This is a genomic window from Mycobacterium sp. IDUB_24 (assembly GCF_055419385.1).
The window spans coordinates 250,413-276,121 of record NZ_JBVAXO010000006.1 but is presented as its reverse complement, the minus strand read 5'-3'; the positions used below and the strand labels follow the sequence as shown (position 1 = coordinate 276,121).

Sequence of the window (25,709 nt, the reverse complement as noted above, 5' to 3'; positions counted from 1 at the left end):
CGTGGTGACCGAGTACCGGATTGACGACCTCGCTCGGGAGGCGGGGACAACAACCCGGAACGTGCGTGTCTACCAGGACAACGGGCTCCTGCCCCGGCCCCAGCGTCGGGGCAGGGTGGCGATCTACACCGATCGACACCTGCGCCAATTGCGCGCCATCACCCGGTTGCTCGGCGAGGGCTTCACGCTCAAGCACATCATGAAATTCCTGACCGGGTTGCAGCCCGGACAGGACCTCGTCGATGTCCTGGATCTGTCCGACCTTGAGGAACTGGTCACCGCGCCGTGGTCACGGCCCAAGCCACGCACAATGCCCCTCGCCGAGCTGGAAGAACGGCTCGGCGACCTGGACATCTCGATGCTGCGCCGGCTGACCACCCACGGCCTGATCGAGCCGACTGCCGACGAGAACATCTACTCGGTCAGCGATGTACGCCTCATCGATGACTTCGGCTCACTCGTCTCCCGCGGAATGCCGCTCGAGATACTTCTGAAAACGAGAACCGCGGTCGACAAGTTGCTCGACGCCGCCGCTCGTGAGATGACCCACGGCGGGCATACCGAGGTGGTCCGCCAGCGGGGGCCGGGGTGGGTCCCCACCAATGATGCCGAACTCGCCTGGGCCGCCGACCTCGTGGACACCATGCGCAGGGCGGCGCGCCAGCTCGCGCATGCCAGCCTGGACCGCGCGTTCGATGAAGCTGTCCGTGCCGAGTTGCACGAGTATCAGGCAGCGGGCCCGGAGACGGCCGCCCAACGTGAGCCCGACGGGAAGACCACCCCGGATGGTCCCCGCCGGGCTCACGTCAAACGAGCTAAACCTCGATGATGACCGCGCCGCCCTGGCCGCCGCCCGCGCACATCGCGGCGACGCCGATGCCGCCACCCCGGCGCTGGAGTTCGTAGACCAGCGTGGTGACCATGCGGGCACCGGACGCAGCGATCGGATGTCCGAGGCTGCAACCACTGCCGGAGAAGTTCACCAATTCCTCGTCGATGCCGTACTTGCGCACCGCGGCGATCGGCACCGAGGCGAACGCCTCATTGATCTCCCACAGCGCCACATCGGACGGCTTGAGGCCGGCGCGGTCCAGAACCTTGCCGATCACCTCGACGCCGCCCAGACCGGTGTCGCGGGCGGCGACACCGACCGCGCCCCACGCCCTGACCTTGGCCATGACGTTGAGGTTCTCCGCGGCCGCATAGTCGTCGCCGACCAGCGCGACAGCAGCGGCAGCGTCGTTGGTACCGCTGCTGTTGCCCGCGGTGATGGAGAATCCTTCGATCTCCGGGTGCAGGACCTTGAGTTCGGCGAGCTTCTCGGCGGTGGTGCCGCGGCGCGGATGCTCGTCGACGCTGAATTCGATGACGGACCCGTCTGGCTGCGACACCTTCAACGGCACGATCTCGTCGAGGAACTTGCCCGCATCGATCGCGGCGATGGCGCGCTGGTGTGACCGCGCGGCCCAGGCGTCCATGTCCTCGCGGGTGATCCCGGCCGCCTGCGCGGTGTTCCACCCGACCGTGATCGACATGTCGCGCATCGGCGCGTCCGGGGTCTCGACATGCGTCGGGGTCATCCAGGGCTCGATGAACTCGATCTCGGGCCCGAACCCGGGCACCCGCCACTTCATCAGCGGCGACGAGGACAGCGACTGCACACCGCCGGCCACCAGAACCCGCTCCATGCCGGAGCCGATCTGCGCGGACGCGTTGCCGATCGCGGTGAGCGACCCCGCACAGTGCCGGTTGACGGCCTGACCGGGCACCGACTCCCAGCCCAGGGCATCGGCCGCGTAGCGCGCGATATCGCCGCCACCGTAGTTGGATTCGGCGAAGATCAGATCGTCGATCGACTCCGGGGCGATCCCGGCACGACGCACGACCTCGGGCAGCACCGTGGTGATCAGGGTCTCGGGGGTGGTGTTGACCAGCGTCCCCTTGAAGGAGCGGCCGATCGCCGTGCGGGCAGCGCCCACGATGACAGGTTTTGGCATGAATCCACCTTTACGATCTCTAGACGTTATGTAACGGTAACAGGGCGGGGTGAACTACTGCGGTTCGGGGACGTGGAAATGTTCGTCGCGGAGCCGGAACGCTTCCTTCGTGCCATGCTGCGCGCGGGTCTTGACGAAGTTGAACTCGCCGGGTGAAAACTGCAGGTTGGTGCCATAGGCGTGGAAGATGTAGCTGGCCACTTCCTCCCCCTGGTACGCCTGGCTCTGTTCCACGAGCCGGAACGCCTCCTTGGCGATCACCACCCCGTCGGCGGGCATCTTGGCCGCCTTGGCCGCCCAGTACTGTGCCCGGGCCGTCACCTGGTCCGCGTCACAGGTGTCGGTAAAGATGCCGAGATGCTCGATGGAGCCGGCCTCGATGATGTCGCCGGTCAGCAACATCCGTCGGGCCAGCACCGGGCCGAGCCGGTGGAAGAACATGTGCAGGCTACCCAGCGCGGGACCGAGAAACCGGGTGGCCGGCATCCCGATCTTGGTATCGCGGGCGATCACCGAGATGTCGGTCATCAGAGCCATCTCGAACCCGCCGCCCAACGCGTAGCCGCCGATCTCACCGACGGTGACCTTCGGGAATCCCATGAAGTTGTGATAGAAGCCAAACGACTTGCGGTCCACCGTGAGTCGACGACGCTGGCTGGGGCGCGACTTGGCGGGTTGTTTCTCTTTATCGCCATACCAGCCGTAAGCGTTGTTCATGTCCGCACCGGTGGAGAACACGCCCTCGGCGCCGCGCAGCAGCACGACGGTCAGATCGTCGTCATCGGCGACGATATCGAGGTAACGGGCGACCTCGTCGCGCATCGCCGCGTCATAGGAGTTGCGCTGCTTGGGATTGTTCAACGTGATGGTGGCGATGCGATTGTCCGCATCGACCTCGTAGAGCACCCGGTCATCGGTCATGCGAAATCAGCCTCGCTTCAATTGTTTTGTCGTTGCCGGCAGCCAGCGTCGTGCGCCGCGCGGCGGTGAGATGGTCAGCGGCGAGCTTGGTCGCCCGCGCCGAATTGCCGTCGGCGATCGCGTCCAGCAACCGCTGGTGGTCGCGAAGTGCCGCCCGCATGGTCGCCTTGTCGACGTCATCACCCCACACCGAAGATTCATGTGCCGACCAGATCAGCTCCAGCGATCCGATCAGCAGGATCATCGGCTCGTTACCGCAGCGGGCCACCAGCACCTCGTGGAACCTGCGCGCATTCCGCACGTACTGCGCCGTGTCGTCGAACTGCACTGTCTGGATGTCGATCTCGGCCTGCAGATAGGGCACCACCTCGACAGCCCGATCTTCCCTTGCCGCGCACATCCCGGCGCAGATCGGCTCCAGGTGCAGGAGCGCCTCACTGACATCGGCCGGGGTGGCCGACCGAGTCTGCAGGACCATGCTGATCGTCTGCGCGGTGCGCTCCGGTGACGGCAGCCGGACCACCGCTCCCCCGACGTTTCCGCGCCGCACCGAGATCAGCCCGTCGGTCTCCAGCAGGTGAATGGCTTCGCGCAGCGCCGGTGGGCTGACGCCGAACTCCTGGAACAGGCTTTCCTGGGTGGGCAGGATGTCCCCGGCACGCAATCGCCCGGACAGGATGTCGTCGCGCAGCTTGGACGCGACAATCTCGGCAACCCGTGGCTGCCGGATGCGCCGTGCGCGTCCTTCCATCAGCGACCTTTCCTTGCTAACTTGTACAGGATAGTAACCGCATCGCCTACTGTATGGGTAACTGTATGGATAAGGAAAGGTCGGGTTCCAGGTGACTGACGGTTCGGTGACCACGTCCCGCGCGGACTCCACCCTGCGCATCGCCCTAGACCGCCCGTCGCGGCGTAACTCGTTGAACCATCAGATGATCGACGATCTGGTCAGCATCCTGACCGCCGCCGCCGGCGACGACTCGCTGCGGGCCGTCGCCATCACCGGGGCCGGTGACAATTTCTGCACCGGTGCGGACTGGGTGGCCACGAACAGCACCGGGCAACGGCCCCGCGCGGGCGACCTGGTGCGGCGTATCCCCCACACCGCGCACCGCCTCATCGAACTCGTCGCCACCATCCAACTGCCGGTGGTGTGCGCGGTGCGAGGCTGGGCAGTGGGCCTGGGCTGCAACCTGGCGCTGGCCGCCGATTTCACCATCGCCGACGCCGACGCGACGTTCTGGGAGCCGTTCATGAGCCGAGGGTTCACCCCGGACTCCGGGGCGACCTGGCTGTTGCCGCGACTGGCCGGGGTGGCCCGCGCCAAACGAATGCTGCTGCTGGGTGAGAAAGTCACCGGATCCGACGCCGCCGACTGGGGCCTGATCCACGAGGCGGTTCCCGCCGACCAGTTGGACACGGCGGTCGACGCGCTCCTGGCCCGGCTGGCCGCCGGGCCGACCGTCGCGATCGGGCTGGCCAAACAGGCCATCGCCTACGGCCAGCACGCATCCCTGACCCAGTCCATGAACCAGGAGCTGTCCAACCTGGAACTCTCCTGCCGCACCGCCGATTTCAAGGAAGGCCTGGCCGCGTTCCGGGAACGGCGCGACCCGGACTTCCAGGGCCGATGAACCGAAGGAAACACATGACCGTGTCTGCCACGTACGACACCATCAAATACGAGGTGGACGGCCACAAGGCCACCATCACGCTGAACCGGCCGGATGCGCTCAATGCGCTGTCGCCGCACATGATCACCGAGCTGCGGGCCGCTTATGCCGAGGCCGAGAACGACGACAACATCTGGCTGATGATCGTCACCGCCACCGGCCGCGCGTTCTGTACCGGTGCCGATGTCAAGGAGATCCCCGGCGACGGAAAGGTCCTCAACGAACGGCCCTACCTGTCCACCTACGAACAATGGGAGGCACCGCAGGAGGGCACCCCGCCGTTCCGCACCATGGCAAAGCCGGTCGTCGTGGCGATCAACGGAATCTGCTGCGGCGCCGGGTTGGACTGGGTCACCACCGGCGACATCGTGATCGCCTCGGACAAGGCGACGTTCTTCGACCCCCATGTGAGCATCGGCCTGGTTGCCGCCCGCGAGATGGTGCGTTTGGCCCGTGCGCTTCCCCGGTCGGTGGCGCTGCGGATGGCATTGATGGGAAAGCACGAGCGCATGACTGTCGAGCGGGCCTACGAACTCGGCTTGATCACCGAAATCGTCGAGCACGCCAAGCTACTGGAGCGTGCCCACGAGATCGCCGACACGGTGTGCCTCAATGCCCCGCTTGCGGTTCGGGGCACCCGGCTGGCCATTCACAAGACGCTGGACCTGCCATTGCACGAGGGCGAGATCCTGGCTGAGACGTTCCGGGAGCGGGTGGTCCGCACCGAGGATGCGCTCGAGGGGCCCCGGGCGTTCGTCGAGAAGCGCAAGCCCAACTGGCAGGCGCGCTGATGAGCGCTCGCGCGAAGAGGAGACAGCCCTGATGGATACCATCCTGGTCGACTTCGACCATGAATCAAGGGTCGCCACCGTCACGCTGAACCGCCCTGAAGCGCTGAACTCGTTCAACCGGGCCATGTGCAACGAGATGCGCGACGCGTGGCACGCTATCAAAGACGACGAAGGCATCAACGCCGTGGTGTTGCGCGCGGCGGGCGACCGCGCATTCAGCGCCGGGCTCGACGTCAAGTCCAGCTACGGACAGCCCGAGATCGTCTGGAACCATGAGGATCCCGGCGAGCTACTGAGCCCGAAGTGGCAGAAGATGTGGAAGCCGGTGGTATGCGCGGTGCAGGGCATGTGTACCGCAGGCGCGCTGTACTTCGTCAACGAATCAGATGTGGTGATCTGCTCGTCTGAGGCCACCTTCTTCGATTCGCACGTCAGCGCCGGACTGGTGTCCGCGCTCGAACCGATCGGGTTGATGCGCCGCGTAGGCCTCGGTGACACTTTACGGATGGCGTTGCTGGGCAACGACGAACGCGTGGGCGCCGAGACTGCCTTGCGGATCGGACTGGTAACCGAGGTGGTGGCCCGCGAGGACCTGTGGGCGCGGGCCGACGAGATCGCACGTACCATCGCCGCCAAACCGCCGACCGCCACCCAAGGCACCGTCAAGGCCATCTGGGAGTCCCTGGACAAGCCGTACCGCGCAGCCATGGACCAGGGCCTCATCTACACGAGGCTGGGCAACCCGATCGCGAAGGCCGAACTGGCCGACCGCCCACTGCCCAAGACACCGCCACGGATCCGCTGATGGCACATCCTCTTTCGCAACGCATCGACGATGTTCTCGACCTGGATCCCGCTGCGTCGGCGATCCAGTACGACGGTCAATGGTCCACCTGGGGTCAGGTCGCGGCGCTGGCACGGCGCATCGGCGCAGTGTCGGCAGGCGCGCGGGTCGGGATCATGCTGCGCAACCAGCCGGCCCATGTGGCAGCCCTGCTCGGTGTGTTGTCCGCCGGCGGCACCGTCGTGGTGATCAATCCGTCCCGTGGTGACGAGCGCACGCGCGCCGACATCGCAAACCTCGACCTGCCGGTACTCATCGGCCTGGCCGACGACATCGCCACGCTGGCCACCCCCTCCCCTTCCACGACGACAGTGACGATCCGCGACCTCGACACCGCGCCCGAGGTCACGCCCGCCCAGAGCCCGTCGCGCGATCCAGGGCGACCGGGTGTCGCGGTGTGGATGCTGACCAGCGGTACCACCGGCCCGCCCAAGCGCGTCGATCTCACCTACGACATGCTGGCCCGCAGCGTCATCGGCCGCGATCCTGAGAATGCCCCGGCACCAACCGAACTGCGCCGCGGGGTCGCCATCGTCAACTCGCCGTTGGTGCATGTCGGCGGGGTGTTCCGGGTGCTGTTGTGCATCGCCGAGGCCCGCTCGTTCGTGCTGTTGCCAAAATTCGAACTCCACCGCTGGGCTGACGCGGTGCGAGAGTACCGGCCGCGGGCGGTGTCACTGGTTCCGGCCGCCCTGCGCATGGTGCTGCACTCCGATCTCACCCGCGATGACCTCGCCGGCGTCCGCGCCGTCACCTCGGGCACCGCCCCGTTGTCGGCCGACGACGCCGATGCCTTCACCGAGAAGTTCGGCATCCCGGTACTGACCTCCTATGCCGCCACCGAGTTCGGCGGTGGGGTGGCCAGTTGGACCCTCGCCGACCACCAGAAGCACTGGAAGGACAAGCGCGGCAGTGTGGGCCGGGCCAATCCCGGCGCCCGGCTGCGGGTAGTCGACGAGGGAGGTAATCCGCTACAGCCGAACGAGAAGGGCCTGCTCGAGGTGAAACCCGCACAGTTCGACGCCGACGCGGACTGGCTGCGCACCACCGATCTCGCCCGCATCGACGACGACGGCTTCGTGTGGATTCTCGGCCGCGCCGACCAGGCGATCATCCGCGGCGGATTCAAGGTCATGCCCGACGATGTGCGCACCGCCCTGGAGAGCCACCCCGCGGTACGCGGTGCGGCGGTCATCGGCATCGCCGATGACCGGCTCGGCGAAACCCCGGTGGCGATGGTGGAACTGCACGGCACCGGAGCCAGCACAGCCACCGCGACGGAGCTTCTGGATTTCCTTGCCGGCCGGCTGGCCCGCTACGAGATCCCGACCGACATCGCCATTGTCGAGGCGATTCCCCGAACTCCTTCGGGGAAGGCTGATCTCGGCGCCGTACGGGAGCATTTCGCCTCACGTGTCTGACACGGTTGGCGGGCTGCTTCGCGGGTGTACCGATCGCCCGCTGCTGATCTGCGATGACGCACGGATCACCTATGCCGAGGCGCAGCACCGCTCTGCGGCAGTCGCCGGAGGCCTGATCGCGCTCGGCGCAGGCAAGGGCACCCACGTCGGGCTGCTCTACCCCAACGGTGTCGACTTCGTGGTCGCGATGCTGGCCGCCGCCCGCATCGGTGCTGTGGTGGTGCCGTACTCCACCTTCCTCACCGCGACTGAGCTGGATACCCAACTACGCGACAGTGACACCGCAATCCTGCTGTCGGCGCGCAGTTTCCGCAATCACGACTACACGCAACGCCTCGCCGGCATCGACGCGCCGTATCTGCGGCGGGTGGTGTTCGATATACCGCACGCCGACGCCCCGACTCTGGCCGACCTCGAAGACGACGTGGACGACTGCGATCCGCTGGCCATCATCTACACCTCCGGGTCGACGGGGCCGCCCAAGGGTGCCGTGCACACCCACGCTTCACTGATCGGGCATCAGCGCAGTCTCAACGAGATTCGGCAGCTGACCGCGGCGGACACCCTGTTCTGCAACTCACCGTTCTTCTGGATCGGCGGGTTCGCGTTCGGTCTGTTGGCCACCCTCGCTGCTGGCGCCACGCTGGTGTGCTCCAATGCGACCGTCCCGGCCGTCACCCTGGACCTGATCGAGGCCGAGAAGCCCACCGTCACCAATGGTTTCGTCGCGGGGATCGCACCCCTGACCAGGGACCCCAGCTACCCCGGCCGGCACTTCTCGGCGCGCCGCGGCAACCTCTACCCCGTCATGGCCCCCGACTCGCGCCCCACCGACCCGGAACTGCGGCACAACATGTTGGGGATGACCGAGGCCGGCAGTGTGATGTCGATCGACGGGGACGAAGGCGATCAGCCCGAGCAGCGGCGCGGCAGCTACGGCAGGCCCGCACCCGGATTCGAAACCCGAGTGCTGCCCTCGGGCGAACTGTGCATCCGCGGACCGTATGTCATGCAGGGCTACTACGGCCGCAACCGGGAGGACTGCTTCGATGCCGACGGCTGGTTTCACACCGGGGACCTGGTGCGTGTCGACCAGGACGGGTACATCTACTTCCTTGGCCGTGCCGGCGCGATGATCAAAACGGCCGGCGCCAATGTGACCCCCGGTGAAGTCGAGGCAGCCTTGGCGGCACTGGGTTTCACCGCACATGTGCTCGGCCTGCCCGATGCCGACCGTGGCCAGATCGTGGGGGCGGTCATCGTCACCGACAGCCCGGTGGATGTCGATGTGGTCCGTCAGGCACTGCGCTCCAGGCTGTCGGCGTACAAGATTCCGCGGGCAGTCACGGTGTGCCGTCCCGCCGACGTGCCGATGCTCTCCAGCGGAAAAGTCGACCTACCGGCGCTGGCGAGGATGTTTCATGCCTGACACCATCGACGCGTTGCTGCGTGCACATGCGGCGGTCGGCAAGCCCATGGTGATCGATCCCGACACCCGGATCGGCTACGCCGAACTCGACGCAGGAACTGCCGCATTGGCGTCTGGCCTGATGGCGGCGGGAGTCGAGAAGGGCACCCGGGTCGGGTTGATCATGCCGAACTGTGTCGATTGGGTGCGGATCGCATTGGCAGTGACCCGGATGGGTGCGGTGCTGGTGCCGTTGAGCACGCTACTGACCGCTGACGAGCTGACCTCCCAGCTGCGGACCGCGTCGGTGCAGCACCTGATCGCGGTCGAAGGGTTCCGCGGACGCCGCTACGTGCCGGGCCCCGTACCGTCGCTGCGCCGGACCTGGACCCCCGACGAAGTTCTGACACTCGCCGGGACGGCTCCCCTGCCACCGGTGCGGCCCAGCGATCCGCTGGTCATCATGTTCACCTCCGGCAGCAGCGGTGCGCCGAAAGGGGTGATCCACTCCCACGGAAATGCCTTGGGCGCAGTGCGTTCCGGGCTGGAGGCCAGGTGCATCAACGCCGACACCCGGCTGTACCTGCCCATGCCGTTCTTCTGGGTGGGCGGGTTCGGTGCGGGCATCGTCTCAGCTCTGCTGGCCGGGGCCACCCTGGTCACCGAGCCGGTTCCGCACCCCGACTCGACGCTCGAATTGCTACAGCGCGAACGGGTCACCCTGTTCCGGGGCTGGCCCGAGCAGGCCGAGGCACTGGCCCGGCACGTCGGCACCGCAGATCTGCCCGCACTGCAGCCGGGAAGCCTTGAGGCACTGTTGCCGGACGGTATGCGCTCAGAGCCGGGCGCGCGGGCGTCGTTGCTGGGTATGACTGAATCGCTCGGCCCGTACTGCGGATACCGGGCCGACACCGACATGCCGGAATCCGCGTGGGGCAGCTGTGGGCAACCGTTCGCCGGGATGGACGTACGTATCGCCGGTGACGGCCCAGTGGGCGAGATCCAGATCCGCGGCCCGCATGTGATGCGGGGAATCTGCCGACGCAGCCGCGAGGAGGTGTTCACCGCCGACGGCTACTACCCGACGGGAGATCTGGGTCGCCTGGACGGCGACGGGTTCCTGTTCTACCACGGTAGATCTGACGACATGTTCAAGGTCCGTGGCGCCACCGTGTACCCGAGCGAGGTACAACGGGCGCTGCGCGCGATTCCCGGCGTCCGCGCCGCATATGTGGCCAATGTTCCTGAAGACCAAGCCAATCGGGTCGGCGCGGCGGTGGTAGGTGACGGGCTCTCGGCGGAGATGCTGCGCTCGGCCACCCGCGCAGTCATCAGCTCATTCAAAGTGCCCACGCTGTGGCTCCTGCTCGACGACGACGCTGCCGTCCCACGCGGAGCCACCGGGAAAGTCGACAACACCGCACTACGAGCCATGCTGGCGGAAGGTGTCCAACAATGAAAACCAAAGGTGCCCTGGTCTGGGACTTCGGTCAGCCGTGGTCGATCGAGGAGATCGAGATCGGCGACCCTCGCAAGGGCGAGGTGAAGGTGGTCCTGGAGACCGCCGGCCTGTGTCACTCCGATCACCACCTGATGACCGGTGACATCCCGATGGCCGCCTTCCCCATCCTGGGCGGGCATGAAGGTGCCGGAGTGATCGTGGAGGTCGGTCCGGACACCGAGGGTCTGGAGGTCGGCGATCACGTGGTGATGTCCTTCATCCCGTCGTGCGGTAGCTGCCCGGCCTGCCAGGTGGGCCTGCGCAATCTGTGTGACCTCGGGATGGGGCTGCTCGCGGGCGCCTCGGTCTCCGACGGCTCCTTCCGGGTGCAGACCAAGGGGCAGAACGTAGTTGCCATGTCACTGCTCGGCACCTTCTCCCCCTATGTCGTGGTGCATCGGACCTCTGTAGTGAAGATCGACCCGACGATCCCCTTTGACGTGGCCTGCCTGGTCGGCTGCGGGGTTACCACCGGATACGGCTCGGCGGTGCGGAGTGCGGACGTCCGACCCGGCGAGGACGTCGCGATCATCGGTATCGGTGGCGTCGGCACCGCGGCGCTGCAGGGTGCGGCGATCGCCGGAGCTCGGCGCATCTTCGCCATCGACCCGGTCGAATGGAAGCGCGAGCAGGCACTGAAATTCGGGGCATGCGAGGCATATCCGGACGTGCCTGCCGCCCTGGCCGGAATTGCCGCGGCCACTGGCGGACGCATGTGCCGCAAGGTCATCGTGACCGTCGGCCGCGCCGAAGGCCGGGAGGTGGAGTCGTGGATGCAGCTCACCGCCAAGGGCGGCACCTGTGTGCTGACGGCGATGGGCAATGTGGTCGATTCCGACACGACCCTCAACCTGGCCGGGTTGACCCTGCTGCAGAAAAGCTTGCAGGGCAGCCTGTTCGGTGGCGGCAACCCCCAGTTCGACATCCCCGAGCTGTTGACCCTCTATCGGCTCGGCCAACTGAACCTCGATGACATGGTGACCCGTGAGTACCGCCTCGACCAGATCAACGATGCCTACCGGGACATGCTGGAGGGCCGCAACATCCGCGGCGTCATCCGCTACACGGACGCCGACCGGTGACGTCCACCATCTTCACGGTCCCGGACAACGACCTGGCCGTCGTCGCCACCGTCAGCTTTGCGAAGATCCATACCAAGGAGGCAGCGCCATGAAACTTGGATTATCCACGCCCATCGTGATGCAGCACCCCGGCGAGTTCTCACCGTGGGAGACCGAGGCCGGCCCCGATGAGCTGGCGTTGATCGCCGAGGCCGCAGACAGCCTGGGTTTTCACCATCTGACGTGTGCCGAGCACACGGGAATACCGGCTGCGGCCGCCGCGGTGCGCGGGACGGTCTATTGGGATCCGCTGGCCACCTTGGCTTTCCTGGCCGCGCGGACTCGACGCATCCGCCTGACCACCGCGGTGGTGGTACTCCCCTACCACCATCCAGTGGCGCTGGCCAAGAGCTACGGGACCCTGGACCGGCTCAGCGGTGGACGCGTGATTCTCGGCGTCGGCGTGGGGTCACTCACCGAGGAATTCGAACTGCTCGGCGCCCAGTGGACCGATCGCGGAGCCGCGGCCGACCGCGACATCGCCAAACTACGGGCCGCGTGGGGCCGGCCGGTGGTCGACGGCTTCGCCATCGAACCCCACGCGCCCAGGACGGATCTCGCAGTCTGGGTAGGTGGACGCACCAAACGCTCGCTGCGTCGCGCCCTCGAACTCGGCACCGGCTGGATGCCTTTCGGCCTGCCACCCGACACCATCGCCGAGTTCCTCGCGCCGCATGACCTGCCCGCAACCTTCGACATCGTTCTCTCCCCCGGTGCGGCTCTGGACCCACTCGGCGCCCCGGATGCCGTGCGCACACGGCTGAACCGATTGCGCGACGTCGGTGCCACCATCGCCAACTGCTCGGTGCAGGCGCGCGATGCCGAACACTTCTGTGATCAGCTCGCGGCGCTGCAATCGATCGGCGACTCGTTGTGATTCACACGATCGCGTGTGCTCGCCCAACATGCGGTGCCCGGCCGCGCTACGGGAAATGTTGAGCGCTCTAGCGGCGCCGTTCATTCCACGGCGCCAGTAGCAGTTCACATGCGTACCGCACATCCGCGACCGCACTTTCCGCGTCGAGCTGCCCCGCAGTGGCCCAGGTCAGGATCCCGTACATGCACTGCTCAACCATTCTCGCCAGTCGATGATGCTCGTCGGTGGGTTCGGCCAACCCCGCCGCTGCCAGGATCCGCTCGCGCATGGAAAGATCGGCCGGTGCGTGCGCAGAAGTCCGAATAGCGTTGACGGAAACCAACATTGCCCGGGCCAACGGCGGCTGCGCCAGCAGTGCCTCGGCAGCCTCACCCAGGAAGTCACCTACGGCCGCCACCGGGTCGTCCGGGATACCCGCGGGTTCTGGCATCTCCTGGATGGACGAGGCGAGCGCCGCTGCATAGAGGTGGTGCTTGGTCGGGTAATAGCGATAGAGCGTGCCGAGCGCGACGCCGGCCTCAGCGGCGATATCTGACATCTGGACGCGCTCCAGCCCGTGCAACGCCCCCAGTCGGGCCGCCGCGCTCAAAATCGCAGCGTTGCGTGCCAGTTGACGCGGCGTCGAGGCCTGCCCCGGCTCCCGTGGCGTTCCGATGCGCGGCACGAGACGATCTCCTCACAAAACTAGAATTGATTCTAGAAATCAGTATGCAGTGATGCTACAACAGACAGGTGATCGAAGAAGGTTTCCAGCCCGACGTGACGGCGTTCGATGCTCAGAAGTACGGCCCGTGGGCCGTCATCACCGGCGGCTCGGAAGGTGTCGGCAGGTCCTTTGCGCTCCGACTCGCCGCTGCCGGAATCAATCTGCTGCTCGTCGCCCGCAAAGCAGGCCCGCTGGAGGAGGCAGCCCAACTGGGTCGCACCCTCGGAGTGGAGGTTCGTACGCTCAGCGTCGACCTTTCGGAGCCCTCCTCGGCCGACGCCGTCGCCGAGGCAGTTTCGGACGTCGAGGTCGGCCTGCTCATCCACAACGCCGGCGCCAACACGCACAGCGCAGAGTTCCTCGACGGTGACCTCGGCGCGTTTCAACGGGTCATCGACCTGAACATCACCACCCCGCTGGCCTTGGTCCATCACTTCGGCGCGGAGATGCGCAGCCGTCGCCGCGGGGGCATCCTGCTCGTCGGGTCGATGGCCGGATACCTCGGCTCGAACCGGCACACGGTGTACGGCGGCGTCAAGGCATTCGGCAGGATCTTCGCCGAAAGCCTGTGGCTGGAACTGCGGGACAACAACGTCGATGTCCTCGAACTCGTCCTCGGGGTGACCCGCACCCCGGCGATGGACCGGGTGGGGCTCAACTTCGACATCCCCGGAATGGTGGTGTCCGAGCCTGATGACGTCGCTGCCGAAGGTCTGGCCGCGCTCGGCCACGGCCCCGTGCACGTCGTATCGCAGCACGCGAAAGTCGCTCTTGCCCACAATGATCCAGACCGCGCCGCCGCCATCCTGCGCACCGACAAGCTGATGCGCCGACTGATGGCGAACCCACTGTGACGTCACCTCTAGGAGATCCCGTCGAATCCCGGCTTCGTGACCTCGAACAGCGTCTGCAGATACTCAGCGACCAGGTTGAGGTGACGCAGCTGATCGCCTCCTACGGCCCGCTCGTCGACGCCGGAGCCGCCACTGATGTTGCGGCGTTGTGGAGCGTGGACGGCAGCTACGACGTCGAAGCCTGGCAGATGTGCAGCCGCGCCGAGGTAGAGGCCATGGTGAACTCGGATGCGCATCGAACGCTCATCGCCAGAGGCGCCTGTCATTTTCTCGGGCCTGCCCGGGTCACACTCGACGGCGACACCGCGCAGGCGGTGTGTGAGTCACTGCTGGTGGTCCACCGGGACGGGAAGTGGATCGTGGCACGCGCCGGCGCAAACCGTTTCGAGTTGCGTCGTATCGATGGCCGGTGGCAGATCGTGAACCGCACCACCCGAGTGCTGAACGGAAGCCCCGAGGCGCGGGCGTTGCTCGGTTAGACGATGGCGTTCGCCCGTAGATCCGCGATCTGCATCGCGTCATAACCGATCTCATCCAGCACCTCGTCGGTGTGCTCGCCCAACAGCGGAGCCCGTCGGCGGATCGTGCCGGGCGTTGCCGACATCCGAAACGGGGTTTCGATGATCGGCACATCGCGAGACGCCCCCGGAAACGGCACGCGCTGCAGGTAACCCATGGCCTGCACATGCGGATCGTCGAGAACTTCTTGCGGGGAATACAACGGCGCGGCAGGCATTTTCGCCTTCTCAAGAAGTTCCAACACCTGCGCCTTGGTCTTGTCTGCACACCAATCGGCCATGATGTCGTTGAGGATGTCACCGTTGGTCCAGCGGATGTCGTCGTTCGCGAAACGGGGATCGTCGAACAGCTCTTCCCTGCCCACCAGTCGGCACCAGCGCTTGAACATGGGCTGTCCGGCCACCTGCAGCAACACCCACTGATCGTCGGCGGTGCGGTAGAGATCGCACGGCGCCACCGAAGCGCCCTTGTTGCCCATCCGGGGTTTGTCTACCTGTAGGAGTTCCCGCTCGATCAGGAAGGCGTTCGAGAGCATCAGCGCGGTGGGCAGCAGCGCGCTCTCGACATGCTGCCCCTGACCCGTGCGGTCGCGGTGATACAGCGCCATCATCACGCCGATCGCCAACGTGAGCGCTGTCCCGAAATCCGCATAGGGCACCACCGTTCGGATCGGTAGCTCCGGCAGGCCCTGCCGGTAGACCGCACCTGACATCACCTGACCGGCACCGTCGAAACCGATCTTCTCGCTGTACGGACCGCCCTCTCCGTACGCAGTGGCGCTGGCCAGGATGATGTCGGGTTTGACGGCCTTGAGCGTCTCGTAATCCAGTCCGCTTGACCGCATCCCGGCCGCCGGCATGTTGGCGATCACGATGTCGGCCTGCGCGACGAGTCGCCGGGTGATCTCGGCGCCCTCGGCCGTGGTGGAGTCCAGCGTGAGTGACCGCTTGTTGCGGTTGCACTGCAGGAACGTGCCACCCTCGCCGCCCTCGGTGACGGCCTGCACCCAACGGTCCTCCCCGCCTTCACGTTTCTCCACCCGCAGCACGTCCGCGCCCATGTCGGCCAGGATCGCGCTGCACCACGGTGCCGCGATGAATCGGCCGTAGTCGAGCACCCGTATCCCGTCGAGAACACCTGGCATTGCCCCACCTTTCCTTCCGCGAGTCCTTCCGCGAGTCCTTCCGCTTTGCTACTCCAGCACTCCCAGGCGCTCGAGGTGATCGGTGAGCGGTTTGGAAGCCGCACACAGATGCTCGGCCATCGCGGCGCGGGCCGCCTCCCCGTCACGGACCTTGAGCGCGGCCAGAATCCGGCGGTGGTCGTGGGTGGACTGCTCGGGCCAGCCCTCGACCGTCGGGTACACCGATTCGAGTGCGTACCTGGTGATCTGGGACATCAACTGCGCCAGCTTCGGCGATTCGGCCGCCCTGTTGACGCCCCGGTGAAACGCGTGGTTGAGCCGGACCGCGGCGTCGTGATCATTTTGCGCATAGGCATCTTCCAGCTCCGTCTGGATCCGGTCGAGCTCGTCGAGTTGACCGTCGGAGATCTGGCCCGCGGCGCGCGACGCCAACTGCCCGCCGATATGCGCCTGCACTCCGGCCACGTCGTCGATGTCGCGGCGGGTGACCGGCAGCACCAGGAACCCGCGTCGGGGTTGTTGGGTCAGCAGGCCTTCGGCACGCAAGCCGAACAACGCTTCACGCACCGGCGTCACGCTGATCCCCAGCTCGGCAGCGAGCTGTTCGAGCCGAATGTACTTGCCCGCCGGATAGGTACCGTCGAAGATCCGCCGCCGGATCAGCCGTGCCACGTCCTCGGCCAGCTGTGGCCGTGCGGCGAAGTCGGGTATGGACACGGCTCAGACCCGATAGTCGGAGAGCAGCCGCTTGCTGATGATGTTCTTCTGGATCTCGCTGGTGCCTTCACCGATCAGCAGGAACGGTGCATCGCGCATCAGCCGCTCGATCTCGTACTCCTTGGAGTAGCCGTATCCGCCGTGGATCCGGAAGCTCTGCTGGGTGACCTCCGAACAGAACTCGCTGGCCAGGTATTTGGCCATGCCCGCAGCCACGTCGTTGCGTTCGCCGGAGTCCTTGAGCCGGGCGGCGTTGACCATCATCAGATGCGCGGCCTCGACTTTGGTTGCCATCTCGGCCAATTGGAACGCCACCGCCTGGTGCTCGGCGATCGGCTTGCCGAAGGCCTCCCGCTGCTGCGCGTAGCGCACCGCCAGCTCGAAGGCACGGATGCCCACACCGCAGGCACGCGCCGAGACGTTGACCCGACCGACCTCGACACCGTCCATCATCTGGAAGAAGCCCTGCCCGGTGACGCCGCCGAGTACGTCGTCGGCATTGGCGCGGTAGCCGTCGAATATCAGCTCGGTGGTGTCGATGCCCTTGTAACCGAGCTTGTCGAGCTTGCCCGGAATGGTCAGCCCTGGGACGACCTCGCCGAAGCCGGAAGGCTTTTCGACCAGGAAGGCGGTCAGGTTGCGATGCGGTTTGTCGGCGCCTTCGTCGGTGCGCACCAGCGCGGCTACCAGGGTCGAACTGCCGCCGTTGGTCAGCCACATCTTCTGGCCGTCGATCGTGTACGTCCCGTCGCCATTGTTCTTAGCCCTGGTACGAATCGCCGCCACATCGGAACCCAGCTCGGGCTCTGACATCGAGAACGCGCCTCGTGTCTCCCCAGTAGCCATGCGCGGCAGGAACTTCTGCTTCTGAGCGTCGGTGCCGTGCTGCCGGATCATGTACGCGACGATGAAGTGGGTATTGATCACTCCGGACACGCTCATCCAGCCGCGGGCCAGTTCCTCCACGCACAGCGCGTAGGTGAGCAGCGACTCGCCGAGACCGCCGTACTCTTCGGGGATCATCAGGCCGAAGAGGCCCATGTCCTTCATCTGGTCGACGATGGCCTGTGGGTAGGTGTCGGAGTGCTCCAGCTCCTGGGCAGTCGGGATCACCTCTTTGTCGACGAATTGCCGCACCGTGGAGACGATCTCGGTCTGGAACTCGCTGAGCCCCAGGGTCTGGGCAAGTCTCGTCACGATGCCACCCTTTCGAACACGGCGGCCAGTCCCTGTCCGCCCCCGATGCACATGGTCTCCAGCCCGTAGCGGGCCTGTCGCCGATCCAGTTCCCGGGCCAGCGTGGCGAGCATCCGCCCACCGGTCGCCCCGACCGGATGTCCCAGCGAGATCCCGGATCCCCGGACGTTGGTGCGCTCCAAGTCGGCCTCGCCGAACTTCCACTCCTTCATCACGGCCAGCGCCTGGGCGGCGAATGCCTCGTTGAGCTCGATCAGATCGATATCGCTCAGCTGCAGATCGGCCTTGGCCAGCGCGACCTCGGTGGCCGGCACCGGCCCGATACCCATGATGTTGGGCGCGACGCCCGCCGAGCCCCACGACACCATCCGCACCAGCGGCCGCAGACCCAGCTCGGCAGCCTTCTCGGGGGTGGTGACGATGCACATGGATGCGGCATCGTTCTGTCCGCTGGAGTTTCCGGCGGTCACGGTGGCTTCTGGGTCCTGTTTGAGCAGAACCGGTTTGAGTTTGGCCAGGGTCTCGACCGTGGTGTCGGCTCGCGGATGCTCGTCGATCTCGACGATCCGCTCACCGTTCCGGTCACGCACGGTCACGGGAATGATCTCCTCGGCCAGCACCCCGGACTGCTGGGCCGCCACCGCGCTGCGATGCGAGCGCACCGCGAGCTCGTCCTGCTCGGCGCGGGTGATCCCGTATTCGCGGCGTAGGTTTTCGGCGGTCTCCATCATTCCGCCGGGCACCGGGTAGAACTGCCCACCGGCGGTAGTGCGTCCCCGCGCGAGCCCGTCGTGCATCTGCACGCCACTTCTGGCCCCACCCCACCGCATGTCGGTCGAGTAGAACGCGACATTGCTCATGCTCTCGGCGCCGCCGGCCACCACCAGATCGTTGTCGCCGCTGCGCACCTGCAGACATGCCTGGATCACGGCCTGTAGCCCGGAACCGCAGCGACGGTCCACCTGCATGCCGGGAACCGTCACCGGCAGGCCGGCGTCGAGCGCAACCACCCGGCCGATGGCCGGGGCCTCGCTGTTGGGATAGCAGTGACCGAGAATGACGTCCTGCACCTGTTCCGGCGCCACACCGGTGCGTTCCAACAGTCCTTTGAGCGCGACCACACCGAGATCGACGGCCGTCAGTCCCGCAAACATGCCGCCGTAGCGGCCGATCGGGGTGCGGACCGGCTCGCAGATGACCGCCTCGCAGGTGCTCATACGTGCCGACCGCCGGTCACCTCGAGCACGGTGCCCGTCATGTACGACGACAGGTCGCTGGCCAGGAACAGGGCGACCTTGGCCACCTCGTCGGGTTCACCGGCTCGGGCCATCGGGATCTCGGCCAGCTTCTGGTCCCAAATGCGTTGCGGCATGGCCTCTGTCATCGCCGACCGGATCAGTCCCGGCTGGATGGCGTTGACCCGCACCCCGAGATGTGCGAGTTCCTTGGCCGAGGCCTTGGTCATCCCGACGATGCCGGCCTTGGCGGCCGAATAGTTGGTCTGACCGACCAGGCCGACCTTGCCCGAGATCGAAGACATGTTCACGATCGCACCGCGCTTGTTCTCCCGCATGATCGCCGCGGCCGATTTGGTGCCGTTCCAGGTGCCCTTCAGGTGAACGGCGATGACTTGGTCGAACTGATCCTCGGTCATCTTTCGCAACGTCGCGTCACGGGTGATGCCGGCGTTGTTGACCATGATGTCCAGCCCGCCGAATCGCTCGACGGCGGCCTGGACGAGGGCCTCGACCTCAGCCGACGACGTCACATCGCACCGGACCGCGGTCGCCACGTCGGGCCCGCCGAGCTCCTGCGCGGCCGCCTCGGTCGCCTCAAGGTTGACGTCGCCGAGCACCACCCGGGCGCCCTCGTCGATGAAGCGTTTCGCGATGGCCAGGCCCAGACCTTGGGCACCGCCAGTCACCACTGCAGTCTGACCGCTCAGCAACGACACCTGATCACCTAACTTTCGACCGTGGGGGCTCTGTCTGAGCCAGATCATATTTCATATACGATATTGGAAGTTCATCAGCCCCGCGAATCCCGCGCGACGAAATGGAGCTCACCTGTGACCAGCACCGCGGCCGCCACAGAAGTCAGCGACGAGGACTTCGCCGAGATCCTGGCGCAGACCCGCAGCTTCATCCGGACCGCTGTGGTGCCCCGCGAGAACGAGATCCTGGCCACCGACAAGGTGCCCGACGATCTCCGCAGCCAGGCCAAGGACATGGGGTTGTTCGGTTACGCGATTCCTCAGCAGTGGGGCGGCCTGGGCCTCAACCTGACCCAAGATGTCGAGCTGGCAATGGAATTCGGCTACACCTCGCTGGCACTGCGGTCGATGTTCGGCACCAACAACGGCATCGCCGGGCAGGTACTGGTGGGGTTCGGCACCGACGAGCAGAAGACCCGGTGGCTGGAGGGCATTGCCTCCGGCGACGTCGTCGCCTCGTTCGCACTGACCGAGCCCGGCGCCGGGTCAAACCCGGCGGGCCTGCGCACCAAGGCAGTTCCTGACGGGGACGACTGGATAATCAACGGCCAGAAGCGGTTCATCACGAACGCACCGACGGCGAACCTCTTCGTGGTGTTCGCCCGCACCCGCCCCGCCGACGAGAAGGGTGCGGGGATCGCTGTGTTCCTCGTGCCAGCCGACGCTGCCGGCGTCGAGGTCGGGGTCAAGGACGCCAAGATGGGCCAGGAGGGCGCCTGGACCGCCGATGTCGCCTTCACCGACGTGCGTGTACCGAACGCCGCACTTGTCGGCGGAAGCGTGGACGTGGGCTACCGCGCCGCGATGACTTCCCTGGCACGGGGCCGAGTACACATCGCGGCCCTCGCGGTGGGGTCCGCCCAGCGCGCACTCGACGAATCGGTGGCCTATGCCGCCGCGGCAACCCAGGGTGGCCAACCGATCGGCAGCTTTCAGCTGGTGCAGGCGATGATCGCCGATCAGCAGACCGGGGTGATGGCCGGACGCGCCCTGGTCCGCGATGCTGCAGCCCAATGGGTGTCCGGCGAGGACCGCCGCATCGCACCCTCGGCCGCCAAGCTGTTCTGCACCGAAATGGCCGGCAACGTAGCCGATCTCGCCGTGCAGATCCATGGCGGCACCGGATACATGCGGGAGGTTCCCGTCGAGCGCATCTACCGGGAGGTCCGGCTGCTGCGTCTCTACGAGGGCACCAGCGAGATCCAGCGACTCATCATCGGCGGCGGGCTGGTCAAGGCCGCCCAACGTCAACTCTGAAAAACCTATCCCCCAAGGAGAATCCATGACCGAGCGACTGGCCGGAAAGGTCGCGTTCATCACCGGCGCTGCCCGTGGACAGGGACGCGCACACGCGATCCGGATGGCCAAAGAGGGCGCCGACATCATCGCCGTCGACATCGCCGGGCCACTACCGCCGAGCGTGCCCTACGACTCGGCCACCCCTGAGGATCTGGCCGAAACCGTGCGATTGGTAGAGGCGACCGGCATGCGCATCATCGCCACCGCCGCCGACACCCGCGACCACGACGCGTTACGGACAATCGTCGGCAAAGGAGTCGCCGAGTTCGGCCGGCTCGACGTGATCGTGGCCAACGCGGGTATCACGGCGCCCGAGCCGTGGAACGAGACCACCCCCGAATCATTCCGGGACGTCATGGATATCAACGTCACCGGCACCTGGAACACGGTGATGGCCGGCGCCCAGCACATCATCGACGGCGGACGGGGCGGGTCGATCATCCTGATCAGCTCGGCTGCCGGTATCAAGATGCAGCCGTTCATGGTGCACTACACGGCCAGCAAGCACGCCGTCGCCGGGATGGCCCGCGCGTTCGCGGCCGAGCTGGGTAAGCACAAGATCCGGGTGAACAGCCTGCATCCGGGCGCGGTCAATACCCCGATGGGAACCGGTGACATGCTGGCCGCGCTCACCCGGGCCAACGACACCAACCCCGGCCTGATGCAGATGGTCACCCCGTTCCTCCCCGACTACATCGCCGAACCCGAGGACATCGCCGATGCCGCGATCTGGCTGGCGAGCGACGAGTCACGGTATGTCACAGCCAGCCGGGTGGCCGTGGACCTGGGTTCCACCCAGTTCTGAGCCGGAATGTCCAGCCCGACAAGCACGGACTTCGCTGACGCGCTGGCCGCCGGGCTGCACGCCTACGGCGACCGGCCGTTCATCGAGTTCGCCCGAAACTGGTATTCGGGCAACGACATAACCCGGTTCATCGGGCAGGTCTCTGTCGCGCTGCAGGACGCAGGCGTCGGGCCCGGCGAGCCGATCGGCATCGTGGTACGCAATCGGGTGGCGCATGCCGCGACGATCCTGGGGTTCATCGCGGCACGACGCCCGGTGGTGATGATCTACTCGTACCAATCCGCCACCGCGATCGCCCGCGACGTCGAAAACCTCGCGTTGCCGGCGATCATCGCCGACATCGATGACTGGACACCCGAGCTGCGTGGCGCGGTAGCGTCGTCCGGTTCGGCCGGTCTCGTGTTGTCGGCCGACCCGCTCCGGGTCGGCGTGACGGCATCACGGCTAGCAGGCGGCCGGCACGACCCGATGCTGGAGCAGTCCGGTCTGCACATCCTGACCAGTGGCACCACCGGCCCTCCCAAGCGAATCCCGGTCGCCACCAATGTGCTTGAGCACACCGTCCTGAGTATGACGATCGGTGCCGGCACCGAGGTGGTCGGTGCGGACACGCCGCCCGCGCTGGTGTACTGGCCGTTCGGCAGCATCGGTGTCTGCCAACTACTGGCCGCGCCGTGCGCGGGCAAACGCATGGTGCTGCTGGAGAAGTTCAGCGTCACCGAGTGGGTCCAGGCGATCAAGACGCATCGGATCACCCAGGCCGGAGTGCAACCCGCGATCCTGCGGATGCTGCTGCAGGCCGAAGTCCGTCCCGAGGACCTGGCGTCGCTGGAGGGACTCTCGGGAGGCTCCGGGCCGTTGGAGCCGGAACTGCGGGCCGAGTTCGAGGGCCGCTACGGCATCCCGCTGCTATGGGCCTACGGGGCAACAGAATTCGCCGGATCGGTGTGCAGCTGGACCCCTGAGTTGTACCGCCGGTACGGCGCGGACAAACCCGACAGCGTCGGGCGGCCCCTGCCCGGTGTGCGCGTCCGCATCGTCGACCCCGACACCGCAGCCGAGATGCCGGCCGGAAGTATCGGACTGCTCGAAGCCAGCGTCGCGGTCATCGGACCGGACTGGGTACGTACCACCGACCTGGCCTCGATGGACGAGGACGGGTTCGTCACCCTGCACGGACGCGGCGACGGCGCGATCAACCGCGGTGGCTTCAAGATCCTGCCAGAAACCGTTCGACGGGTATTGATCTCACATCCCAGTGTGCTCGACGCCTGCGTCGTCGGAGTCCCGGATTCCCGGCTCGGTGAGGTTCCCTTCGCTGCGGTCGAGCTACGACGAGATGCTGCCACGCCCACCGAGGCCGAATTGAAGAACCTGGTGCGCGAGACGTTGCCGAGCCATCACGTGCCGGTGGCCGTGGCAGTCGTCGACGCACTCCCCCGCAATGCCGCCCTCAAGGTGCGTCCGGGAGACGTCGCGGCGCTGTACCGCCCGTAATTTCTCCCCGCGCTCAGATGTCCGCCGATCGCAGCGTCCGGGCCAGGAACCTCACCTGGTCCTGGACGGCGGTGTCGAACCAGTCGTGACCCGGCCACACGTCGAAGTGATCGCAAGGGTAGTGATGGACCTGGGCCCTGGCCTGCACGGCCGTCTTCATCACCGAGTTCGCCGGTACGAACCGGTCGAAGTCGGCAACCTGAATCAACACAGGGCATTTCAGGGCCTTGGCAGCTGCCCCGGTGCGGATCTGCACCAGCTCCATCCCGATGGCCGAATCGACTTCGTTGCGCCACGTCGGACCGGCGATCGCGGTGTAGCTGTCGTATGCCCCGTCGAGGGCCAGCGCGCCGGCCTCCCCCGGCTTGGCCGCCAGCGGCATCAACGTCGGCGCTCGGCCCGCCGCCACAGCCACACGACTCTTCACGCCCGCCAGGGTCCAGCGCAATGCCGAGGCGACATCGCGGTGCGCCACCGCCGCCCGACTGGCGGCCAGCCCACTCGTCAACGGAGTCATGCCGATCACCGCAGCCACATCGGCGCACTGTGCTGCCACCCGTAGGACGTGGCTGCCCGAGAACGACGATCCCCACAGCACCACCCGCCGACGGTCCACACCCGACAGTTGTTGGGCGGCCGCGATGGCCGCACCATAATCCGCCGTCTGACGCTCGACCGAAACACTCTGTCGCGGTTGCCCATCCGATGCGCCGAACCCGCGGTAGTCGAAGGCCACCACGTCCAGACCGGCCACGCTGAAGCGCTCGGCGAAAGGCTGCAGGCCCGAGTCGACGGTGCCGCCGAACCCGTGCGCCATCACCACCACCGGACGGCCCTCCCGACCGGCGAAGTCATCGGTTGCGGCGGGGAAATGCCACGCGCTGCACCGGTCACCGGCCGAGTAGAACGTGACGTCGGTGTGAGTCACGCCGTCACTCCCACAGTGAGGCCGGCACCGTCGGCGGCGCGCTTGGCCCCAGCGGGTAGCTCCCGCACCCGGATGTCGTGCTCGTAGTAGAAGTAGTCCACTTGCTGGGTGTGCCGGGGCCGATCGGTGCAGTGTCCGCCGTGCAGCTGCTGATCGGCATCGATCACCCGCTCCATCTCCGCCACCGGTGGCAGGCCGTACCGTCCGACCGCGTAGGCCGCCAACAACCGCGACTGGCATTCCACGAACGGGAACAAGGTCGGAATCGCCTGGGCGAAACCCATGAATACCAGATCATCGATGCCTGGCTTGAACATCCGCTTGTAGAGCCGGATGTGGTTGCCGGGTGCACTGACGACCTCGGCGTCGAAGAACGGGAAGGTGATGTTGTAGCCCGTCGCGTACACGATCGCATCGAAGACGTCGCTGGTGCCGTCCTCGAAATGCACAGTGTCACCGTCCAAACGGGACACGTTTGGCTTCGGAACGACATCACCCGATCCGAGCCGCAGCGGCAGCTCGACCGACTGCGTCGGGTGCGCTTCGAACAGCTTGTGGTTCGGAGCCGGCAGCCCGTACATGGTGGGATCGGTGCCGAGCATCGGTCCGATCAACTGGACCATCTTGCGCTGCCAAGACAAGGGAATATAGGGATTGGTGCGGAAGTATTTGTCACCTGGTTGTCCCGCAATGTATTTCGGCACGATCCAAGCGCTCGATCGGGTGGACATCGTCACGTGGTTCTGCAGAGATTTCGATGACAACTCGACGGTGATGTCGGCCGCACTGTTGCCGATGCCCACCACGAGGATCCGCTTGCCGGTCAGCTCCAGCGGTTCCTTCGGGTCGATGTAGTGGTGCGAGTGGATCTGTTCACCGGTGAACGTCCCGGGGAACTCGGGCAGCCGGGGATCCCAATGGTGGCCGTTGGCGACGACGAGGAGATCGAACTCGCGGCGGGCCCCGGCCTGATCTTCGATCTCCCAACCGCCCCCGTCGACCCGGCTCGCACGCACCACCCCGTTGTTGAACTCGATGTTCTCCAACAGCCCGAAGGCATTCGCGTAGGCATCCAGGTAAGCCTTGATGTCGGAGTGGTGCGGGAACGACGGGAAGTGCTCAGGGACCGGAAAGTCCTTGAACGACAACCGATGCTTGCTGGTGTCTATGTGCAGTGAGCGGTATGCGCTGCTGTGTCCGTTGGGATTGCCGAAGGCCCAGTTCCCACCGATGCGGTCCGATGCCTCGAACGTGGTGTACGGAACCCGGTAGTCCTTGAGCATCTTTCCGGCGGTGAGCCCGCTGATGCCCGCGCCGATGATCGCGGTCCGCGGCAGTGAACGCTGCAAAACAGTGCTCCTTCACATTGTGATGCAGAACACTAGCAGCGCACTTTGACGAGCGTCAATGAATTCTGACAACTGTCAGAAACACACGAGCAGACACAAACCTGCCTTCAAACCCGCGTTTGAGGGCAGTTTTGTGTCTGCTGG

The 25,709-nt window shown here is 66.2% G+C and carries 25 protein-coding genes; 14 read left to right on the top strand and 11 right to left on the bottom strand.

Annotated elements, in window-relative coordinates; translation table 11 throughout:
* Positions 1–4 precede the first annotated feature (4 nt).
* Positions 5–829: a MerR family transcriptional regulator gene (locus ACZYZF_RS21640; protein ID WP_463836786.1), complete on the top strand. Its 825-nt coding sequence runs from the start codon at positions 5–7 to the stop codon at positions 827–829.
* Here ACZYZF_RS21640 and ACZYZF_RS21635 read toward each other — a convergent pair.
* From ACZYZF_RS21635 to ACZYZF_RS21625, 3 genes are read right to left on the bottom strand one after another with little or no spacing between them, the layout of a single operon-like run.
* A complete protein-coding gene (locus tag ACZYZF_RS21635; RefSeq protein ID WP_463744385.1) occupies positions 816–1,997 on the bottom strand; it encodes a thiolase family protein in 1,182 nt (393 codons plus the stop codon). The two genes, ACZYZF_RS21640 and ACZYZF_RS21635, sit on opposite strands and share 14 nt — an antisense overlap.
* Before the next feature lie 54 nt (positions 1,998–2,051).
* Positions 2,052–2,918 carry an enoyl-CoA hydratase/isomerase family protein gene (locus tag ACZYZF_RS21630; protein ID WP_463744386.1) on the bottom strand — a complete coding sequence of 289 codons (867 nt, stop codon included), beginning with the start codon at positions 2,916–2,918 and terminating at the stop codon, positions 2,052–2,054.
* Positions 2,908–3,669 carry a FadR/GntR family transcriptional regulator gene (locus ACZYZF_RS21625; RefSeq protein WP_463836785.1) on the bottom strand — a complete coding sequence of 254 codons (762 nt, stop codon included), beginning with the start codon at positions 3,667–3,669 and terminating at the stop codon, positions 2,908–2,910. Before ACZYZF_RS21625 ends, ACZYZF_RS21630 begins: the two co-directional genes overlap by 11 nt.
* Positions 3,670–3,760: 91 nt before the next feature.
* Between ACZYZF_RS21625 and ACZYZF_RS21620 the strand changes: the two genes are divergently transcribed.
* The 8 genes from ACZYZF_RS21620 (at position 3,761) to ACZYZF_RS21585 (ending at position 12,557) form a co-directional block, all read left to right on the top strand.
* Positions 3,761–4,555, top strand: a complete 795-nt coding sequence (locus ACZYZF_RS21620; protein WP_463836784.1) for an enoyl-CoA hydratase/isomerase family protein — start codon at positions 3,761–3,763, stop codon at positions 4,553–4,555.
* A 14-nt stretch (positions 4,556–4,569) separates the two neighbouring features.
* Entirely contained in the window at positions 4,570–5,385 is an 816-nt protein-coding gene (locus ACZYZF_RS21615) for an enoyl-CoA hydratase/isomerase family protein (protein ID WP_463836783.1), read from the top strand.
* 31 nt (positions 5,386–5,416) lie between these two features.
* Positions 5,417–6,190, top strand: a complete 774-nt coding sequence (locus ACZYZF_RS21610; protein WP_463836782.1) for an enoyl-CoA hydratase/isomerase family protein — start codon at positions 5,417–5,419, stop codon at positions 6,188–6,190.
* Positions 6,190–7,650: a class I adenylate-forming enzyme family protein gene (locus ACZYZF_RS21605; protein ID WP_463836781.1), complete on the top strand. Its 1,461-nt coding sequence runs from the start codon at positions 6,190–6,192 to the stop codon at positions 7,648–7,650. Before ACZYZF_RS21610 ends, ACZYZF_RS21605 begins: the two co-directional genes overlap by 1 nt.
* Positions 7,643–9,079, top strand: coding sequence for a class I adenylate-forming enzyme family protein (locus ACZYZF_RS21600; RefSeq protein ID WP_463836780.1), 1,437 nt, complete (start codon positions 7,643–7,645; stop codon positions 9,077–9,079). Before ACZYZF_RS21605 ends, ACZYZF_RS21600 begins: the two co-directional genes overlap by 8 nt.
* Positions 9,072–10,517, top strand: coding sequence for a class I adenylate-forming enzyme family protein (locus ACZYZF_RS21595; RefSeq protein WP_463836779.1), 1,446 nt, complete (start codon positions 9,072–9,074; stop codon positions 10,515–10,517). The genes ACZYZF_RS21600 and ACZYZF_RS21595 overlap by 8 nt, the downstream gene beginning before the upstream one ends.
* Positions 10,514–11,641: an NDMA-dependent alcohol dehydrogenase gene (locus tag ACZYZF_RS21590; protein WP_463744394.1), complete on the top strand. Its 1,128-nt coding sequence runs from the start codon at positions 10,514–10,516 to the stop codon at positions 11,639–11,641. Before ACZYZF_RS21595 ends, ACZYZF_RS21590 begins: the two co-directional genes overlap by 4 nt.
* 88 nt (positions 11,642–11,729) lie before the next feature.
* The gene (locus tag ACZYZF_RS21585) at positions 11,730–12,557 is read left to right on the top strand and encodes a TIGR03619 family F420-dependent LLM class oxidoreductase (RefSeq protein ID WP_463836778.1); all 828 of its coding nucleotides are present in this window, start codon (positions 11,730–11,732) and stop codon (positions 12,555–12,557) included.
* Positions 12,558–12,624: 67 nt separating this feature from the next.
* Here ACZYZF_RS21585 and ACZYZF_RS21580 read toward each other — a convergent pair whose 3' ends face one another.
* On the bottom strand, positions 12,625–13,221 hold the full coding sequence (locus ACZYZF_RS21580) for a TetR/AcrR family transcriptional regulator (RefSeq protein ID WP_463836777.1): 597 nt from the start codon (positions 13,219–13,221) through the stop codon (positions 12,625–12,627).
* Positions 13,222–13,289: 68 nt separating this feature from the next.
* Here ACZYZF_RS21580 and ACZYZF_RS21575 point away from each other — a divergent pair, with 68 nt between their 5' ends.
* Both ACZYZF_RS21575 and ACZYZF_RS21570 read left to right on the top strand, forming a co-directional pair.
* Positions 13,290–14,117, top strand: coding sequence for an SDR family NAD(P)-dependent oxidoreductase (locus ACZYZF_RS21575; protein ID WP_463836776.1), 828 nt, complete (start codon positions 13,290–13,292; stop codon positions 14,115–14,117).
* Entirely contained in the window at positions 14,114–14,596 is a 483-nt protein-coding gene (locus tag ACZYZF_RS21570) for a nuclear transport factor 2 family protein (protein ID WP_463836775.1), read from the top strand. Before ACZYZF_RS21575 ends, ACZYZF_RS21570 begins: the two co-directional genes overlap by 4 nt.
* On the opposite strand, the gene ACZYZF_RS21565 is transcribed toward ACZYZF_RS21570, so the two are convergent.
* From ACZYZF_RS21565 to fabG, 5 genes are read right to left on the bottom strand one after another with little or no spacing between them, the layout of a single operon-like run.
* Positions 14,593–15,780, bottom strand: coding sequence for a CaiB/BaiF CoA transferase family protein (locus tag ACZYZF_RS21565; protein WP_463836774.1), 1,188 nt, complete (start codon positions 15,778–15,780; stop codon positions 14,593–14,595). The genes ACZYZF_RS21570 and ACZYZF_RS21565 overlap by 4 nt on opposite strands.
* Positions 15,781–15,828: 48 nt before the next feature.
* Positions 15,829–16,497: a GntR family transcriptional regulator gene (locus ACZYZF_RS21560; protein ID WP_463744400.1), complete on the bottom strand. Its 669-nt coding sequence runs from the start codon at positions 16,495–16,497 to the stop codon at positions 15,829–15,831.
* Between the two features lie 3 nt (positions 16,498–16,500).
* Positions 16,501–17,694 carry an acyl-CoA dehydrogenase family protein gene (locus ACZYZF_RS21555; protein WP_463744401.1) on the bottom strand — a complete coding sequence of 398 codons (1,194 nt, stop codon included), beginning with the start codon at positions 17,692–17,694 and terminating at the stop codon, positions 16,501–16,503.
* Complete coding sequence (locus ACZYZF_RS21550; RefSeq protein ID WP_463744402.1) at positions 17,691–18,911, bottom strand: acetyl-CoA C-acetyltransferase; 1,221 nt, start codon at positions 18,909–18,911, stop codon at positions 17,691–17,693. Before ACZYZF_RS21550 ends, ACZYZF_RS21555 begins: the two co-directional genes overlap by 4 nt.
* Positions 18,908–19,696, bottom strand: a complete 789-nt coding sequence (fabG, locus tag ACZYZF_RS21545) for a 3-oxoacyl-ACP reductase FabG (protein ID WP_463744403.1) — start codon at positions 19,694–19,696, stop codon at positions 18,908–18,910. The genes ACZYZF_RS21550 and fabG overlap by 4 nt, the downstream gene beginning before the upstream one ends.
* A gap of 66 nt (positions 19,697–19,762) precedes the next feature.
* Between fabG and ACZYZF_RS21540 the strand changes: the two genes are divergently transcribed.
* From ACZYZF_RS21540 to ACZYZF_RS21530, 3 genes are read left to right on the top strand one after another with little or no spacing between them, the layout of a single operon-like run.
* Entirely contained in the window at positions 19,763–20,944 is a 1,182-nt protein-coding gene (locus ACZYZF_RS21540) for an acyl-CoA dehydrogenase family protein (RefSeq protein WP_463744404.1), read from the top strand.
* 25 nt (positions 20,945–20,969) lie between these two features.
* The gene (locus ACZYZF_RS21535) at positions 20,970–21,791 is read left to right on the top strand and encodes a mycofactocin-coupled SDR family oxidoreductase (protein ID WP_463836773.1); all 822 of its coding nucleotides are present in this window, start codon (positions 20,970–20,972) and stop codon (positions 21,789–21,791) included.
* Between the two features lie 6 nt (positions 21,792–21,797).
* A complete protein-coding gene (locus ACZYZF_RS21530; RefSeq protein ID WP_463836772.1) occupies positions 21,798–23,288 on the top strand; it encodes a class I adenylate-forming enzyme family protein in 1,491 nt (496 codons plus the stop codon).
* Positions 23,289–23,301: 13 nt separating this feature from the next.
* Here the strand turns inward: ACZYZF_RS21530 and ACZYZF_RS21525 are convergent, their stop codons facing one another.
* On the bottom strand, positions 23,302–24,216 hold the full coding sequence (locus ACZYZF_RS21525) for an alpha/beta hydrolase (protein WP_463836771.1): 915 nt from the start codon (positions 24,214–24,216) through the stop codon (positions 23,302–23,304).
* The gene (locus tag ACZYZF_RS21520) at positions 24,213–25,565 is read right to left on the bottom strand and encodes a flavin-containing monooxygenase (protein WP_463836770.1); all 1,353 of its coding nucleotides are present in this window, start codon (positions 25,563–25,565) and stop codon (positions 24,213–24,215) included. The genes ACZYZF_RS21525 and ACZYZF_RS21520 overlap by 4 nt, the downstream gene beginning before the upstream one ends.
* Positions 25,566–25,709: the final 144 nt, after the last annotated feature.

Bases quoted from the DNA above. Each gene is read 5' to 3' on its own strand.
- ACZYZF_RS21615 (WP_463836783.1), top strand. From the start codon at position 4,570: ATGACCGTGTCTGCCACGTACGACACCATCAAATACGAGGTGGACGGC.
- ACZYZF_RS21585 (WP_463836778.1), top strand. From the start codon at position 11,730: ATGAAACTTGGATTATCCACGCCCATCGTGATGCAGCACCCCGGCGAG.
- ACZYZF_RS21590 (WP_463744394.1), top strand. From the start codon at position 10,514: ATGAAAACCAAAGGTGCCCTGGTCTGGGACTTCGGTCAGCCGTGGTCG.
- ACZYZF_RS21535 (WP_463836773.1), top strand. From the start codon at position 20,970: ATGACCGAGCGACTGGCCGGAAAGGTCGCGTTCATCACCGGCGCTGCC.
- ACZYZF_RS21530 (WP_463836772.1), top strand. From the start codon at position 21,798: ATGTCCAGCCCGACAAGCACGGACTTCGCTGACGCGCTGGCCGCCGGG.
- fabG (WP_463744403.1), bottom strand. From the start codon at position 19,696: ATGATCTGGCTCAGACAGAGCCCCCACGGTCGAAAGTTAGGTGATCAG.
- ACZYZF_RS21595 (WP_463836779.1), top strand. From the start codon at position 9,072: ATGCCTGACACCATCGACGCGTTGCTGCGTGCACATGCGGCGGTCGGC.
- ACZYZF_RS21610 (WP_463836782.1), top strand. From the start codon at position 5,417: ATGGATACCATCCTGGTCGACTTCGACCATGAATCAAGGGTCGCCACC.
- ACZYZF_RS21630 (WP_463744386.1), bottom strand. From the start codon at position 2,918: ATGACCGATGACCGGGTGCTCTACGAGGTCGATGCGGACAATCGCATC.
- ACZYZF_RS21550 (WP_463744402.1), bottom strand. From the start codon at position 18,911: ATGAGCACCTGCGAGGCGGTCATCTGCGAGCCGGTCCGCACCCCGATC.
- ACZYZF_RS21625 (WP_463836785.1), bottom strand. From the start codon at position 3,669: ATGGAAGGACGCGCACGGCGCATCCGGCAGCCACGGGTTGCCGAGATT.
- ACZYZF_RS21635 (WP_463744385.1), bottom strand. From the start codon at position 1,997: ATGCCAAAACCTGTCATCGTGGGCGCTGCCCGCACGGCGATCGGCCGC.
- ACZYZF_RS21565 (WP_463836774.1), bottom strand. From the start codon at position 15,780: ATGCCAGGTGTTCTCGACGGGATACGGGTGCTCGACTACGGCCGATTC.
- ACZYZF_RS21605 (WP_463836781.1), top strand. From the start codon at position 6,190: ATGGCACATCCTCTTTCGCAACGCATCGACGATGTTCTCGACCTGGAT.